The organism is Glutamicibacter sp. 2E12 (assembly GCF_050030965.1).
Taxonomy (GTDB): domain Bacteria; phylum Actinomycetota; class Actinomycetes; order Actinomycetales; family Micrococcaceae; genus Glutamicibacter.
Window position 1 is genome coordinate 1683316 of record NZ_CP188297.1, and the last position, 14601, is coordinate 1697916.

Below are 14601 nucleotides of genomic sequence, written 5' to 3' on the forward strand. Positions count from 1 at the left end.
CGATCAGGCCTTGCGTGCTTCCAAGGCGGAAATCAGCTGGGGCACGACCTTGAAGACATCCCCCACCACGCCGAAGTCGGCGATCTCGAAGATCGGCGCATCGGCATCCTTGTTGATGGCGATGATGGTCTTGGCGGTCTGCATGCCCGCCTTGTGCTGGATGGCTCCGGAAATGCCCAGTGCCACGTACAGCTGGGGAGAAACTGCCACGCCGGTCTGGCCCACCTGGGCGGCATGCTCGACGTATCCGGCATCCACCGCCGCACGCGACGCGCCCACGGCAGCGCCCAAGGCATCGGCCAGCTGGTGCACCAGGTCGAACTGCTCCGCGCTGCCCAACCCGCGGCCACCGGAGACCACGCGTGCCGCGGAACGCAGCTCGGGACGGGTGGATGCCGTTTCGGCCGTTCTCAGTTCCTTGACCTCGACCTCCGGCTTGGCGCTGGCGGCTACCTCCAGCGGGATCGCGCTCGCCGGTTGGGCCTGGGCACGCTCTTCGATGCTGCCCACGCGCACGGTGATCACCGGCGCGCCGAAGGTCGGGGCGCTGTGGGTCGAATACGCGCCGCCGTAGATCGAGTGGGCTGCGATGATTCCCTGGTCATCACGCGAAACACCGAGCGCATCGACGCTCAGCGCCAAGCGGTGGCGCACCGCGAAGCGTGCGGCCACTTCGCGCGAAGCCAGGGTATGCCCCAGCAGCACGGCTTGTGGCTGGATTTGCCCGAAGGCCTGCTGCAGCGCGTCAGCCATCGGCGCGGTCAGCACCGGAGAATCGACGGCGGCGGTGAGTACCTGCGCGGCGCCAGACTCGCTGGCTTGCGCCGCCAGTGAATCAAGGGATCCGGCCGGAGCGGCGAGAAGCGCTACCGGGGTGCCCACGGCAGAGGCGGCGCCGAGCAGTTCCGCGTGGTTCTTGGCCAGCGTTCCAGTGGCCGTGGTCTCGAGGAAAACAAGAATTGAATCAGAAGCAAAGGAAGTCATGGTTTTCTTTCCGCTCACACCAGGTTGTTCTTGACGAGGAATTCGGCCACTGCGTTACCGGCATCGCCGTCATCGGCAATGACAGTTCCGGCGGTGCGGGGCGGGCGCTGGGCCACCGAAACCATGATGGAACGCGCAGTATCCGCAGGCAGGGACTCGACGCCCAAATCGGCCAGGGACAGGGACTCGACCGGTTTCTTCTTCGCGGCCATGATGCCCTTGAAATTCGGGAAGCGGGCATCTGGCAATGCCTCGGTGATCGAAGCGACCGCTGGCAATGGAGCGCTGATCTGGGCGGCAGCGCCATCCAGCTCGCGCAATCCGCTGATCGCGCCGTCGGCAATTTCTACCGAGGACAACGAGGTCGCCGCCGGAAGATCAAGCAGCTCGGCCAGCATGACCGGGAGCATGCCCGCGGAGCCGTCGGTGGACATGTTGCCGGTGAGGACCAGATCGTAGCTGCCTCGGCGCAAAGCCGCCGCCAGGACCTGCGCGGTGAGGACCAGATCGGCGCCGAGAAGCTCCTCGTCGCTGATATGCACGGCGCTGGCAGCACCCATGGCCAAACCCTTGCGCAGGGTGGCCTGAGCTGAATCCGGGCCCATGGTCAGCACGGTGATTTCAGTTCCAGGGTTCGCATCAGCATGCTTCAGCGCAACTTCCAGGGTCCGCTCGCCGATTTCATCGAGCACCACTTCTGAAGCGGCACGGTCGGCCAGGCCGGTCTCCAGATCCAGCAGGCGGTCCTCTCCGGTATCTGGGACTTCTTTGATCAAAACCGCGATCTTCATTATTTTCTCCCTCTTATCGCAGTAGCATCTGCCAGGACAGCCGATGGCCGGAAATCACCAATGATCCGGGGCTTCGCGGACCACTGAAGCGGCCCCCGCCGAAACTACTAGGAAATCCAAGTTCATTAATAGGCCACGGCGCAGATTTTCTGCAGAGCTGAAAGCATTGTGTCGCAGGCTACGTCTGTCTTTGCTGTTCATCTTGTCGGATTCAGCGCCATTGGTCAATGAAAGTGGACAAGAAAACAGCAAGTGAGCACCTTGAACACCAAAGGTCCACGGTCCGGCGGGGTCATCCGGGCATGCTTCCACGCAGGTGAGCCGCATCGCGCTATTCGCCCGGCTTCGGGCGGGCACCGTAGGCTTTAACCAGAGACCAATTTCGGAACCAAAGGACGGCTCATGGCCAGCAAAAAGCGTCAAGGCAAGAAGAACTCGGGCGCAGGAAATCCTGCCAAGGCGGCAGCGCGCGGTCGCAGCGTGTTCCTGATCCAGGCTGAACAGCAGATCAATGCGCTTCGCCAGGACTACACAACTTGGGTAGCGCAGCAGGTTCCTGCCTTTTCGCCTGAACAGGCGGCGCAGGCAGCGGGCATGCAGCTGGACGTCATCGGGCAGATCGCCGGCCAGTACGCCGAGAACGCCCGCAGCTCGAACCTGTTCGACCTGGACATCGATGTCTTCGGTGAGACTCTGGCCGAGCACCTGGGCAACCTGCCGGAATCCTTGGCTCCGGAGCCGATCTTCACCACATGGCTGGAATACTTCAGCTTCATCGAGCAGCGCATGCTCTGGCAGGGCCCTGCGGAGAACCTCGAAGCCCTGCGCGAGATGCTGGAAGATACGCTCAATGGTTTTGCCGAGGGCGACGCGGAGCTATGCGGATTGCTGCGCGAAACCAGGTTGTTCAGCCAGGTCAAGGCCTATGCCCAGGCGGTGGCCGAAGGCGTGGACATGGAGGACTTCAGTGCAGCAGCCGAAGCGCCGCGCGCCAAGGTATTGACTGCCGTTGGCCTGGATGCCGAAACCTTCGACCCGGAAGGCCCGGCGCCACTAGCCTTCAACTACATCTGGAGCGCCGGCCGGATGTCCGTCGTGGAGTCGGAAGGATCGGTGTTGCGCACGGATCCGGACGCCTACGAATTGCTGGTTGCCGGCGAGGAAGCGGGCAGCGCGCAGCTGCTCTTCGAGATGGCTGTCGGCTGCGTCCAGGCGCACCTGAACCCGACCTTCGATGTCACCTTGCGGGATGAAGCCCATTACCTGGTGCTGCGTAACCTGCTGGTCACCGCATCCACCGGCCGCGAAGGGGACTTGGAGGGCCTGCGCCGCAACTGCGGTCCGAAGATCTACGATGCCGTGCTTCCAGAAGCCCGCATCGCCATGGATTCCTTGGTCGGCTACGGTCTGATTTCCAAGGACGGCGAGCACTACAGCATCGACGAGCGCCTGGTTCCGGTCATCTCCGCCGGCATCTCAGAGGTCGAGGCCTTCTTCGAAGAAGCCGAATAAGGCAGGGGATGATACCCGCAGCGGCACCAGTCTGCGGGTATCATCCAACCTAGGAAGATATTCGCTAGTAGCAAGCAGGCAATCGCTAATGGGCAAGAAAAATAATCGGCCAATGAGCTGGCTGCCTGCAGCCAGCGGGATCCTCTTCGCGGTGCTGCTGCTGATCGTGGATCCGCTGATCGCGGATGCCCCATGGTGGTCCGAACCCGACCTGTGGGTGCCCTTGGCGTTCCCGCTGCTTCCATGGCTGGCAGTTGCCGGCGTGATGGCATGGCTGGGAAGCGCAACCGAGCGCTGGCTGCACGCTCTGGTGTTCAGCTTCAGCGCCCTGGCCGCCGGGGTGATTCCCGGCCTTTTCTGGACGCTACTGCTCTTTGACGCTTTCCCGGATTCCGCCAGCCCGCAGCTTCCCATGGCCGTCTCGCTATTCTCGGGTGCGGTGGCAATTGTGCTGGGTGCAGTTGCAGGCGGGCGGGCAATTTTCAGGGGTTTCAGGAAGGCCCGGCTGGCCGCCGTGGCGAACTAGGCGGCGGAGCGAAGCCCCTGGAGGCTATCGAGCCTGGTCGTCCTGCCGCGAGGCAGCGATGGAGATCAGTTTCCGCAGCACCTCCAGGTCGATGTCCTCCAGCTTTTTCACGTACACGCAACCGGCTCCCTCGGTGTATTTGCCCAGCTGCGGCAAGAGCTGGGCGCCCTCGGGAAGGTCCTTCAGCCCGTAGAGCGAGAGCTGGGCCTTGCGCGGCGAGAAACCGGTCTTGGGCCAGATGCCCGTGGTGCGCGCATTGGCAGGGGAGATGTAGGTGTAGCTTCCGTAGCCCACCATGCTCGGTCCCCACATCACCGGCTGCTCGCCGGTGGCTTCGCGGAAGATGCGGTCCAGTTCGTGGCCGTCAACCCGGCGCTTGGCCGGGGTTGCCGCCTCAATGAATTCCTCCACGCTGGCCTCAGTTGGAAGGGTCTTCTGACTTGTTGGCAAGTGATGCCTCCTCGGGTGCTCCAGGTGATTCGGCCTGGAAAATTGTCGACAGCTTGCGGTACTGGCTGGTGCCCATGGCCAGCAGCGCCACCACAATCATGATCAGCCCGCCGGCCAGGAATATCAAGGCGATGCCGCGCGCCTGGCCTTGCCCCACCAGCCAGCCGAATCGGTCGTCGCCCGCTGGCGAGCGCATGAAGGGGATGACCAGGTACTGGGCTATCGGCGCGATCAGGAAAGCGGTAATCGGCGCCGCGGCGGCTTCCATCATCTGGGCGAAGCCGAACACCCGGCCCTGGCGGCGGAAGGTGACCACCTTCTGGATCACCGTTTGCTCCGAGGCTTCCACCGCCGGGATCAGCATCATGTAGAGCCAGATGCCCAGCACATAGAGCCACGTCCATTCGCGGATGGTGAAGATCGCGCCGAGGAATCCCATGACGGCAACCAGCAGGAGCATGGTGCGGATCGGGTTGGCCCCCAGGCCGAACTTGGCGATGGCCAAGCCGCCGATGATGAAGCCGGTGGATGCCAGCCCGAAGGTGATGCCCCAGGCTTCGACCGGCATGATGGTCAGCCCGTAGGGATCCATCAGCGCCATGTAGGTGCCGCCGATGAAGTTGTTGAACATCGAGAAGATGATCAGCGCGAATAGGCCAGGGATGGCCATCACTGTAGTGAAGCCCAGGCGCAGGTCGCTGGTCTTGGTCCGCCCTTCCTCCTTTTCCGGTTCCTCCTCCGGGATGGAGATGCCCAAAAGGTGCAGCATCGTGACCACGACCATCACGATGGCAATGGCCAGCGTCCATCCCATCCCCAGCAGCCCGATGGACAGCCCGGAGAACACGCTGGTGATGATGAAGGCGATGCCCTGCACCGTGCCTACCAGTCCGTTGGCGTTGGCATGGCGCTCGACCGGGATCAGCAAGGTGACCGTCGTGGACAGCGCGATGCCTCGCATCTGCTCCACGATCGCGCCGAACAGGATGACCAGGCAGAAGATCCAGAACTGCCATCCTCCGATATCCAGGATGTCCTTCGTGGGCAGCCAGAGGTAGATCAGCCCAGCCAGGGAAAAGGCCACAGCGGTGATCATCGCGGAGAAGACGAAGACCGATTTCTTGCGGTGGTTGTCCACGATCGTCCCGAAAACCATGGAGAACACGGAGATCAGCAGCATGAATGCGCCGCCGATGATGCCGGTGGCCATGACGTTCTCGGTCTCCAGGTACACCCAGAAGGTCAGCGCGAACCACAGGTAGCTGGTGGTGAGGTTCGCGACGGCGGTGTTGACCAGGATGTGCATGAAAGAGCGCTGGCCCTGCGGCGGAACTTCGGGGTTCTGGCCGTGGGCCGGCGGGAGATCAGGGGGTCCTTCATCGCGCATGGGCAAGCCTGCTTCGAAAAAGTGGCTGGTGGTCGTAGCAAAAGAATACGCCGATGCATTGATAGGCAACAGGTGTGAATTCAGACGATCGAAAACATAGTAGTCAGATGCCTAGCCCAAGCCTAGGCATAACCCTAGTGTGACCGCCCGCACTTTCTGCCAAGGTTGAATCCATGCAAACCGGCTGCAGCGGTTTCCCCTTTAAACGAGCATTGAATGGACGGAGCACACCACGCCATGACCGAGACCCTGAACGAGGTATCCAGCCTGCTGGATAACGCGCTGGTTGACAGCCCGGAAACCGGAGAGTTCCGCGCCAACCGAAATATCTTCACCGACGAAGAGATTTTCGAGATGGAAATGAAGCACATCTGGGAAGGCAACTGGGTGTACCTGGCCCACGAGTCCCAGATCCCGAACATCGGCGACTACTACACCACCAACATCGGCCGCCAGCCCATCATCATCTCGCGCAACAAGCAGGGCGAACTCAATGCGCTGATCAACGCCTGCAGCCACCGCGGAGCCATGCTCTGCCGGCGCAAGACCGATAACCGCACCACCTTCACCTGCCCGTTCCATGGCTGGACCTTCAACAACTCCGGCAAGCTGCTCAAGGTCAAGGATTCGCGGGGAGCTGGCTACCCGGAGCAGTTCAACAAGGACGGCTCCCACGATTTGACCAAGGTTGCCCGTTTCGAGAACTACCGCGGTTTCCTCTTCGGCTCGCTGAACGCCGATGTCCTGCCGCTGGAAGAGCACCTGGGCGAGGCCACGAAGATCATCGACATGATGGTTGACCAGTCCGAAGAAGGCCTGGAAGTGCTGCGCGGCGCCTCGACCTACACCTATGACGGCAACTGGAAGCTGCAGGCGGAGAACGGCGCCGACGGCTACCACGTCTCGGCCACCCACTGGAACTACGCCGCCACCCAGGCCCGCCGCGCCAACGGCGAATCCTCCAACGACACCAAGACCATGGACGCCGGCGGCTGGGACAAGCAGAAGGGCGGCTACTACTCCTTCGAGCACGGCCACCTGCTGCTGTGGACCGAATGGCTGGACCCGGCCAACCGCCCGCTGGCCGAGAAGCGCGACGAGCTGGTCACCAAGTTCGGCGAAGCCAAGGCCGACTGGATGATCGGCATTTCGCGCAACCTGTGCCTGTACCCGAACGTGTACCTGATGGACCAGTTCGGCTCGCAGATCCGCGTCTTCCGGCCGATCTCCGTGGACAAGACCGAGGTGACCATCTACTGCTTCGCCCCGGTGGGCGAATCGGACACCGCGCGCGCGGCCCGCATCCGCCAGTACGAGGACTTCTTCAACGCCTCGGGCATGGCCACCCCGGATGACCTGGAAGAATTCCGCTCCTGCCAGAAGACCTACCTGGCCACCTCGGCGCAGTGGAATGACCTCTCGCGCGGCCAGGCCCACCAGATCACCGGCCCGGATGAGAACGCGGACAAGGTGGGCCTGAAGCCCATCTCCTCCGGAGCGCGCACCGAGGACGAGGGCTTGTACCCGATCCAGCACGGCTACTGGCTGCAGACCATGCGCCAAGCCGTGGATAACGAACGCGAAGCACAGAACTAAGGCCGAAGGGACAAGACAGATGAGCACCATCGCACTGACCGAGGCGCCGACTTCCAACGGCGCAGTCACCACCGCGGATATCGCGCAGTTCCTCTACCAGGAAGCCCGCTTCCTCGATGACCGGGACTTCGACCGCTGGCTGGACTGCTACCACCCGGAAGCCACCTTCTGGATGCCGGCCTGGGCCGATGACGAGCAGCTGACCGAAGACCCGCAGCGCGAGATCTCGCTGATCTACTACGCTAACCGCGGCGGCCTGGAAGACCGCGTCTTCCGCATCAAGACCGACCGCTCCTCGGCCACCTCGCTGCCCGAGCCGCGCACCGGGCACAACATCACCAACGTGGAGATCGTTGCAGTGGACGGCGACAAGGTGGACATCCGCTTCAACTGGTTCACCCTGTACTACCGCTACCAGAACGTGGACACCTACTTCGGCACCTCGTTCTACACGATCGACTACTCCGGCACTGCGCCGGTGATCACCGCGAAGAAGGTCGTCCTGAAGAACGACTACATCCACCACGTCGTGGACATCTACCACATCTAAGCGACACCCATTGGGCGGCGGGGCCAGTGCAGGCCCCGCCGAATCGCCCATCCCCGAATCCTGTGAAATGAGCATGCCATGTCCCACCAGGTAGCCCTCGCCTTTGAAGACGGAATCACCCGCTTCATCAAGGTCGGCGCGAACGAAACCGTCGCCGATGCCTCCTACAAAGCCCGCATCAACATCCCGCTGGACTGCCGCGACGGCGCCTGCGGCACCTGCAAGGCCTTCTGCGAGTCGGGCAAGTACGACGGCGGCGACTACATCGAAGAAGCCTTGACCGACGACGAGGCAGAGGCCGGATACTGCCTGCCCTGCCAGATGGTCCCCGAATCCGACCTCGTGCTGCAGATCCCGACCACCTCGGATGTCGCCAAGACCTCGGCCGCCTCCTTCGAATCCACGCTGAGCGAGATCCGCCGCATCTCCGAAACCACCTACGCCTTCAGCCTCGAGGTGGACAAGCGCGAAGACCTCTCCTTCCTGCCCGGCCAGTACGTGAACATCGAGGTGCCCGGCTCCGGCGGGCAGACCCGTTCCTACTCCTTCAGCTCGGGCCCGGAAGTGGACATCGTCTCCTTCCTGATCCGCATCACCGATGGCGGTCTGATGTCCACCTACATGCGCGATACCGCGCAGGTGGGCGACCGCATCACCTTCACCGGCCCGATGGGCAGCTTCTTCCTGCGCGAACCCAAGCGCCAATCGCTGCTGCTCGCCGGCGGCACCGGCCTGGCCCCGCTGCTGGCCATCCTGGAGAAGCTGGCCGGCATGGACAACCCGCACCCGGTGCACCTGATCTACGGCGTGAACACCGACATCGACCTGGTCGAACTCGATGTGCTGCAGGACTACACCCAGCGCATCGCGGGCTTCAGCTTCGACACCGTGGTGGGTGACCCTGACAGCGCTTCACAGAAGAAGGGCTACGTCACCAACCACTTCGAGCCGCAGCACCTGGCCGAGGGCGACGTGGATATCTACCTTTGCGGCCCGCCTCCGATGGTGGAGGGCGTGCGCCGCCACCTGGAAGCCGAAGGCCTCAAGCCGCAGAATTTCTACTACGAGAAGTTCGCGCTGGCCGTCGTTCCGGACGCCGAGCCTGCCGCCCCGGCTGCCGAGGCGCCCGCCGCGCAAGCCGCCGCCGACCAGGGCTACGAAATCGGCGAGGAGCACGCCAGCTTCGAGGCCCAGTTCGATGCGCGCATGGCCTTGGAACTGGCCGTCGTCGAGCTGACCATGGGCAAGCTGGCCGAGGGCCAGCTGGGCGAATTCAAGGTCCTGGCCGAACTGGCCGGCAAGACCCTGGATGGCGAGAAGTTCATCAACGCCGAGGAATTCACCGTCACCAATGACGCCTTCCACGAATTCCTGTTCAAGGCCGTGGGCAACGAGCACCTGCTGCAGGCCTACCGCCGCCTGGACGTGCCTGCGCTGATGGCCGCCGTGCTGCGCCAGGAGCACTGGATCGACGGGGCCGTCGACGCCGACCACCTGGGCATTGTCGCCGCTTTCGAAAAGCAGGACATCGCCGCTGCCCGCGCGGCGATCACCGCGCACAACCAGCACGCCAAGGCCACCATGGCCGCCGCTTCCAAGGCAGCGGCCCAGTGAGCGCCGGGCTGCCCGAGTCCTTCCATCCGGGCCGCTTTGCCGGCAAGGTCGTCATGGTCACCGGCGCCGCCCAGGGCATCGGCTGGTCCGTGGCCCGGCGCATCGCCGCCGAGGGCGGGGAAATGGTGCTCGTGGACCGCGCGGCGCTGATCCACGAGGTGGCCGGGGCTCTGCGCGCCGACGGCGCCACCGCGTTGAGCGTGACCGCCGACCTGGAAACCTACGAGGGCGCGCTGGCTGCGGTCACCGCCGCGAAGGACCAGTTCGGACGCATCGATGTGCTGGTCAACAACGTGGGCGGAACCATTTGGGCCAAGCCCTACGAGCACTACGCGCCCGAGGAGATCGAAAAGGAAATCCGGCGATCGCTGTTCCCGACCTTGTGGATGTGCCGTGCGGTCTTCGAGGAAATGGTCCAGGCCCGATCCGGAACCATCGTGAACGTCTCCTCGGTCGCCACCCGCGGCATGAACCGCGTCCCGTACGCGGCGGCCAAGGGCGGGGTCAAGGCCATCACCTCGGCGCTGGCCATGGAGGGCGCCGAGTTGGGCATCCGCGTGGTCGCCACCGCGCCTGGCGGCACCGAAGCCCCTGAGCGGGTAGTCAAGCGCGGGCCGGCGCCCACCGGCGAGCAGGAAAAGGCCTGGTACCAGGCCATCGTGGACCAGACCGTGGACTCCACCTTGCTCAAGCGCTACGGCACCTTGGACGAGCAGTCGGCGCCCATCGTGTTCCTGGCCTCGGATGAGGCCTCCTACATCACCGGTTCCACCCTCGCGGTGGCCGGAGGAGACCTCGGCTAGCGGCAGTCCCGGCACCACAAACGCACCACCATGGAACAAACGGCTCGTGATCACGGGCCGTTTGTTCCATCCAGCACCATCCCGGCCGTGCTTCCAGCGCCGGGCACGTATTTTCCGGGGAACAACGAGGTTCCCCGGTCACCGCAAACGAACGGAAAAACACGTGAATACCAGCCCAATGACATCCAGCACTGCCGCCAATGGCGCCGTGCGCTGGGTGGTGGTGATCGCCGCCATCGCCCTGATCTTCGACGGCTACGACCTGGTGGTTTTCGGAACCATCGTCTCCACACTGCTGGCGGACCCCAGCCAGCTCGGCCAGCTCGATGAAGCCGCCGCCGGATTGCTGGGCAGCTACGCGCTGCTCGGCGTGATGGTCGGTGCGCTGTCCACCGGCGCGATCGGCGACTACATCGGCCGGCGCAAGGCGATGATCACCGGCATCATCTGGTTCTCCGTCGGCATGGGCCTGACCGCGCTGGCCCCCGACACCCTGTGGTTCGGCATCCTGCGCTTCCTCACCGGCATGGGCGTGGGTGCGATCGTGGCCACCGCTGGCGCGGTGGTGGCCGAGTTCGCCCCGAAGAACCGCCGCAACTACTACAACGCGATCGTCTACTCGGGCGTGCCGGCCGGAGGCGTGCTCGCCTCGCTGCTGGCCATGGTGCTCAGCGACGTGATCGGCTGGCGCGGGCTGTTCCTCATCGGCGCGCTGCCGCTGCTGTTCCTGCTGCCGATGGCCTGGTTCAAGCTGCCCGAATCCCCGCAGTGGCTGCTCTCCCGCGGCCGCGTGGCTGAAGCCCGCGAGGTGGCTGCGCGCACCGGAATGCTGCTGGAACTTCCCAGCGACGCCGATGCCGGGCAGCTGAAGGCCGAACGTGTGGGCTTCGCCGCGCTGGCCACCAGGCGCTACGCGCTGCCTACCGCACTGCTGGGCATGATGAGCTTCGCCGGACTGCTGCTGACCTATGGGCTGAACACCTGGATGCCGGAAATCATGCAGCAGGCAGGCTACGGCAAGTCCCATTCGCTGCTCTTCTTGCTGGTGCTGAACCTCGCCGCGGTCTTCGGCGGGCTGCTGGCTTCGGTGGCCGCCGACCGGGTCGGCCCCAAGCAGGTCGTGGCGCTGACCTTCTTCCTGGCCGCGCTGGCAATGGTGCTGCTGACCCTCAAGCTCCCGCTGGGCTTGCTGCTGTCCCTGGTGGCAGTGGCAGGTGTGGGAACCATCGGCACGCAGGTGCTGATCTACGGATTTGTGTCGAACTACTACCACAGTGCCGCCCGCGGGGCCGGGGTGGCCTGGTGCGCCGGATTCGGCAGGCTGGGCGGGATCTTCGGCCCGCTGCTGGGCGGACTGCTGCTTTCGGCGGGAGTTTCCCCGGGAACCGCATTCTATGTCTTCGCCGCAGTTGCTATCGTTGGAACGCTGGTCACCACCTGCGTCCCGATGACCCGTTCGGACGCGCAGCGCAGCGCGCAAGAAGAGCTGGCTGCCGCGGGAGCAGGGAAGTAGCAGCACATCGAAACGCAACGCGGCGACGCAGGAAGGCTGGTGAACGCCATGCTCAGTGCCCAGCAGGGCCAGGATGCGCTCATCGGCCTTTCCCGCGAAGTCCAGCAAACTGGCAGTACCCTGGCCGTGCTGAAGGGTCCGCGCGGCAGCGGCAAGAGCACGATCATCAAGGCGCTGCTAACCCGGTTGGCCAGCCAATCGGTGCAGCTGGTGACCGCTTCGCGCTGGGAAACCGCGCAGCCCGGAGCCGCCTTGGGCCCGTTGCTGCAACGCAGCCACGCAGGCTCGGCCGGGGCGCTGGGCGAGGCCTTGCTGGAATACCTGCGCAGGGAGGCGCCGCAACCCCGTGTGCTGGTGCTGGAAAATGCGCAATGGGTCGATGACCTGAGCTTCCAGGCGCTGCACTACGCCTGGCGCCGCTTGCGCAATGAACCGGTACTCATCGTGCTGGTGATGCGCGACCAGAACCTGGCCAGGCTTTCACCGGAAACCCGGGAATTCCTGGCCGACAGCCAATTGAAGATCCTGCAGCTTCAAGTGCCCGATCCAACGCATGCGCGCGAGATTATCTACGCCAGGACGGGGATCGACCTGCCGCCCATGGCCGTCGAGCAGCTGGTGGACTACACCGAGGGCAACCTGCAGGTGGTCATCGAGCTGGCCCAGGAGAATCCGGAGCACAGCTGGGAGCAGTTCGACCGCTGGCCGCCTGCCCCTCACGCCCTGTCGTTGCACGTCATCGAGCTATTGGAGGGGTTGGAACCGCGGGCGCGGGCGCTGCTGGAAGCGGCTGCGGTGCTCGGCGCGCAGGCCCGGATCGACAATATCGCCAAGCTGGTGGGCGAGGATGATCCGCTGCTGCCGATCCAGCAGATTCTCGACTCCTCGCTGGCGCAAACCCACGGCCATAGCGGGAAGGTGCGGCTCGGGTTCGAGAACGCATTGACCCAAATGGCTGTCTACCATCAGATCCCGCTGAGCACCCGCATCCGGTTGCATGCTTGCGCCGCGGACATCGTCGAGGACCAGGGGGCCAAGCTGGGCCATCGGGCCGATGCGAGCATCCTGCCCGATGGCCGCTTGTCGATGGAACTGCAAGACTACGCGCGGTCCCAAGGCAAGCGGGGCGAGTGGTCTTCGGCCGCTACCGCGTACTTCAGGGCCATGCACTTGTCCCCGGAACCGATGCGCCGCGACTCCCTGCTGCTCAACGCAGTGGATGCGATTGTCGCCGCCGGCGAGCTGCCGCGGGCGCAAACCTTCGCGCATCAGCTTTCGAGCTTGGAAAGCAGTCCGGAACGGGACGTGCTTTCCGGATACATCTCGATCCTGCAAGGCCGCGCCAACACCGCGCAGCGCTGGCTGTCCAGTGCCTGGCAGAACGCGGTCCAGCATCAGGACAACGATGTGATGGCCGCGATCGCCCAACGCCAAGTCCTCGACTCGCTGTGCCGTTTGAAGGGGCAGAAGATCATTGACTGGGCTGAGCAATCGCTGCGCCTTGCCCAGGTGGGCAGCCCGCTGGCCATTGAGAACGCAGCCATCCAAGGGCTCGGCCTGGCAATGATGGGCCGGGCTGATGAGGGGGAACAGGTCTTGATGGACCTGCTGGCCACCCTTCCGGCGGGAGCACAGCGCCAGCGCGCGGAAATGTCACTGGGCTGGGTCTACCTCGCGACCGATCGCGTGGAGCTGGCCCGGCACGAGCTCTCCGCAGCCAGCTCCACGGACTTCAGCGATGGTTCCCTGCGCATCTCGCTGTGGGCCAAAGCCTGGTCGGCGCGCGCTGAATTCCTCATGGGCGACTGGGACCAAGCGCTGGAGACGGTTCGATCCGCGCAGTTCCTGCAGGAGCGTTCTGAAATCCAGATCCTGCGTCCGCTGATCCAGCTGACCGCGGTGCAGATTCACGCATTGCGCGGCAATTGGGAGCAGGCGGATCTGCACCTACGCAAGTCGTGGGCACGCACCGGCAGCTATGCCATTATGGAGATGCCTTACCGGATGGCGCGGGCCGAGATTGCCCGGGCGCAGGCAAACCATGAAGAGGTTGTGCGGGCGCTGGAACCATTGCTTCGGCTGGACCGTACGCAGGGCATCGACCAAGCAGGTTTCTGGACCTGGCAGGATACATACGCCATGGCGCTAATCCGTTGCGAACGCCTGGATGAAGCAGAAAAATTCGTACAGCCGTTGCTGGAGAGTGCTCTCGCTTCAGGCCACCAGAGCGGAGCCGCTCGATTCCTGAGCGTGCAAGGCACCTTGCTGGCAGCCCGCGGTGATATCGACGCAGCCCGTTTGGCCTTTGAAGATGCCATCCGCCGTTTGGAAGGCATCGGGTCGGTCTACCACCGGGCAAAAATTGATTTCTACTACGGGCAATGCCTGCGCCGAGCCGGCAAGCGAGCCGAATGCGTTGCGCCGTTGACCCGCGCGCTGGCGATTTTCACGCACTTCGATGCATCCGTGTACATCGACCGCTGCACTCGTGAGCTCCAGGCAAGCGGAACCGGGATGCTGCGCAGGGAGAGTGCTGACTGGTCGACGCTGACGGCGCAGGAACAAGCCGTGGCCAAGCTGGTTTGCGAAGGTGCAAGCAATCGACGTGTCGCTGAAGAGCTGTATATAGGAACCAAGACAGTGCAATACCACCTGACCAAGATCTACACGAAGCTGGCGGTCTCAAACCGTACTGAGCTTGCTGCGCTGGCGCGTTTCGACCTTGAAGGATAGTGCCTTCCGACTGAAAAAAATTTTCATTCCCGAGGGCAGCAGAACCATGCGGAGTTCGAGTTGACCTACGCGCTGTGACTGTAGATTTTTTTCATTCAGCACGAATCGCTTGAATCGAACGCGGCCGGGATTCTTGATTCAG

Annotated in this window: 12 protein-coding genes; 8 read left to right on the plus strand and 4 right to left on the minus strand. The window is 63.9% G+C overall.

Annotation, left to right across the window (positions count from 1 at the left end):
- Positions 1 to 3: 3 nt before the first annotated feature.
- Both ACP3TE_RS07890 and ACP3TE_RS07895 read right to left on the minus strand, forming a co-directional pair.
- The gene (locus ACP3TE_RS07890; protein ID WP_105656496.1) at positions 4 to 984 is read right to left on the minus strand and encodes an electron transfer flavoprotein subunit alpha/FixB family protein; all 981 of its coding nucleotides are present in this window, start codon (positions 982 to 984) and stop codon (positions 4 to 6) included.
- Positions 985 to 998: 14 nt separating this feature from the next.
- Entirely contained in the window at positions 999 to 1775 is a 777-nt protein-coding gene (locus ACP3TE_RS07895) for an electron transfer flavoprotein subunit beta/FixA family protein (protein ID WP_105656495.1), read from the minus strand.
- Between the two features lie 402 nt (positions 1776 to 2177).
- Here ACP3TE_RS07895 and ACP3TE_RS07900 point away from each other — a divergent pair, with 402 nt between their 5' ends.
- Positions 2178 to 3287 (plus strand): hypothetical protein, encoded by a 1110-nt coding sequence (locus tag ACP3TE_RS07900; protein WP_105656494.1) that lies wholly within the window; start codon positions 2178 to 2180, stop codon positions 3285 to 3287.
- Positions 3288 to 3399: 112 nt separating this feature from the next.
- On the plus strand, positions 3400 to 3813 hold the full coding sequence (locus tag ACP3TE_RS07905; RefSeq protein WP_105656493.1) for a hypothetical protein: 414 nt from the start codon (positions 3400 to 3402) through the stop codon (positions 3811 to 3813).
- Positions 3814 to 3837: 24 nt separating this feature from the next.
- On the opposite strand, the gene ACP3TE_RS07910 is transcribed toward ACP3TE_RS07905, so the two are convergent.
- Both ACP3TE_RS07910 and ACP3TE_RS07915 read right to left on the minus strand, forming a co-directional pair.
- Entirely contained in the window at positions 3838 to 4263 is a 426-nt protein-coding gene (locus tag ACP3TE_RS07910) for a DUF1801 domain-containing protein (RefSeq protein ID WP_105656492.1), read from the minus strand.
- A complete protein-coding gene (locus tag ACP3TE_RS07915; protein ID WP_105656491.1) occupies positions 4232 to 5650 on the minus strand; it encodes an MFS transporter in 1419 nt (472 codons plus the stop codon). The genes ACP3TE_RS07910 and ACP3TE_RS07915 overlap by 32 nt, the downstream gene beginning before the upstream one ends.
- 237 nt (positions 5651 to 5887) lie before the next feature.
- Between ACP3TE_RS07915 and benA the strand changes: the two genes are divergently transcribed.
- From benA to ACP3TE_RS07945, 6 genes are all read left to right on the plus strand, one after another.
- Entirely contained in the window at positions 5888 to 7246 is a 1359-nt protein-coding gene (gene benA, locus ACP3TE_RS07920; RefSeq protein ID WP_426735947.1) for a benzoate 1,2-dioxygenase large subunit, read from the plus strand.
- Positions 7247 to 7265: 19 nt separating this feature from the next.
- Complete coding sequence (benB, locus tag ACP3TE_RS07925) at positions 7266 to 7796, plus strand: benzoate 1,2-dioxygenase small subunit (RefSeq protein ID WP_105656489.1); 531 nt, start codon at positions 7266 to 7268, stop codon at positions 7794 to 7796.
- A gap of 78 nt (positions 7797 to 7874) precedes the next feature.
- Entirely contained in the window at positions 7875 to 9410 is a 1536-nt protein-coding gene (gene benC, locus ACP3TE_RS07930) for a benzoate 1,2-dioxygenase electron transfer component BenC (protein ID WP_105662267.1), read from the plus strand.
- A complete protein-coding gene (locus ACP3TE_RS07935) occupies positions 9407 to 10213 on the plus strand; it encodes a 1,6-dihydroxycyclohexa-2,4-diene-1-carboxylate dehydrogenase (RefSeq protein WP_286134080.1) in 807 nt (268 codons plus the stop codon). The genes benC and ACP3TE_RS07935 overlap by 4 nt, the downstream gene beginning before the upstream one ends.
- A gap of 178 nt (positions 10214 to 10391) precedes the next feature.
- Positions 10392 to 11726 (plus strand): MFS transporter, encoded by a 1335-nt coding sequence (locus ACP3TE_RS07940; RefSeq protein WP_402741420.1) that lies wholly within the window; start codon positions 10392 to 10394, stop codon positions 11724 to 11726.
- A 48-nt stretch (positions 11727 to 11774) separates the two neighbouring features.
- Positions 11775 to 14459: a LuxR C-terminal-related transcriptional regulator gene (locus ACP3TE_RS07945; RefSeq protein ID WP_426736213.1), complete on the plus strand. Its 2685-nt coding sequence runs from the start codon at positions 11775 to 11777 to the stop codon at positions 14457 to 14459.
- The last annotated feature ends 142 nt before the right edge of the window (positions 14460 to 14601 follow it).

Bases quoted from the DNA above. Each gene is read 5' to 3' on its own strand.
- ACP3TE_RS07890 (WP_105656496.1), bottom strand. From the start codon at position 984: ATGACTTCCTTTGCTTCTGATTCAATTCTTGTTTTCCTCGAGACCACG.
- ACP3TE_RS07895 (WP_105656495.1), bottom strand. From the start codon at position 1,775: ATGAAGATCGCGGTTTTGATCAAAGAAGTCCCAGATACCGGAGAGGAC.
- ACP3TE_RS07900 (WP_105656494.1), top strand. From the start codon at position 2,178: ATGGCCAGCAAAAAGCGTCAAGGCAAGAAGAACTCGGGCGCAGGAAAT.
- ACP3TE_RS07905 (WP_105656493.1), top strand. From the start codon at position 3,400: ATGAGCTGGCTGCCTGCAGCCAGCGGGATCCTCTTCGCGGTGCTGCTG.
- ACP3TE_RS07915 (WP_105656491.1), bottom strand. From the start codon at position 5,650: ATGCGCGATGAAGGACCCCCTGATCTCCCGCCGGCCCACGGCCAGAAC.
- benA (WP_426735947.1), top strand. From the start codon at position 5,888: ATGACCGAGACCCTGAACGAGGTATCCAGCCTGCTGGATAACGCGCTG.
- benB (WP_105656489.1), top strand. From the start codon at position 7,266: ATGAGCACCATCGCACTGACCGAGGCGCCGACTTCCAACGGCGCAGTC.
- benC (WP_105662267.1), top strand. From the start codon at position 7,875: ATGTCCCACCAGGTAGCCCTCGCCTTTGAAGACGGAATCACCCGCTTC.
- ACP3TE_RS07940 (WP_402741420.1), top strand. From the start codon at position 10,392: ATGACATCCAGCACTGCCGCCAATGGCGCCGTGCGCTGGGTGGTGGTG.
- ACP3TE_RS07945 (WP_426736213.1), top strand. From the start codon at position 11,775: ATGCTCAGTGCCCAGCAGGGCCAGGATGCGCTCATCGGCCTTTCCCGC.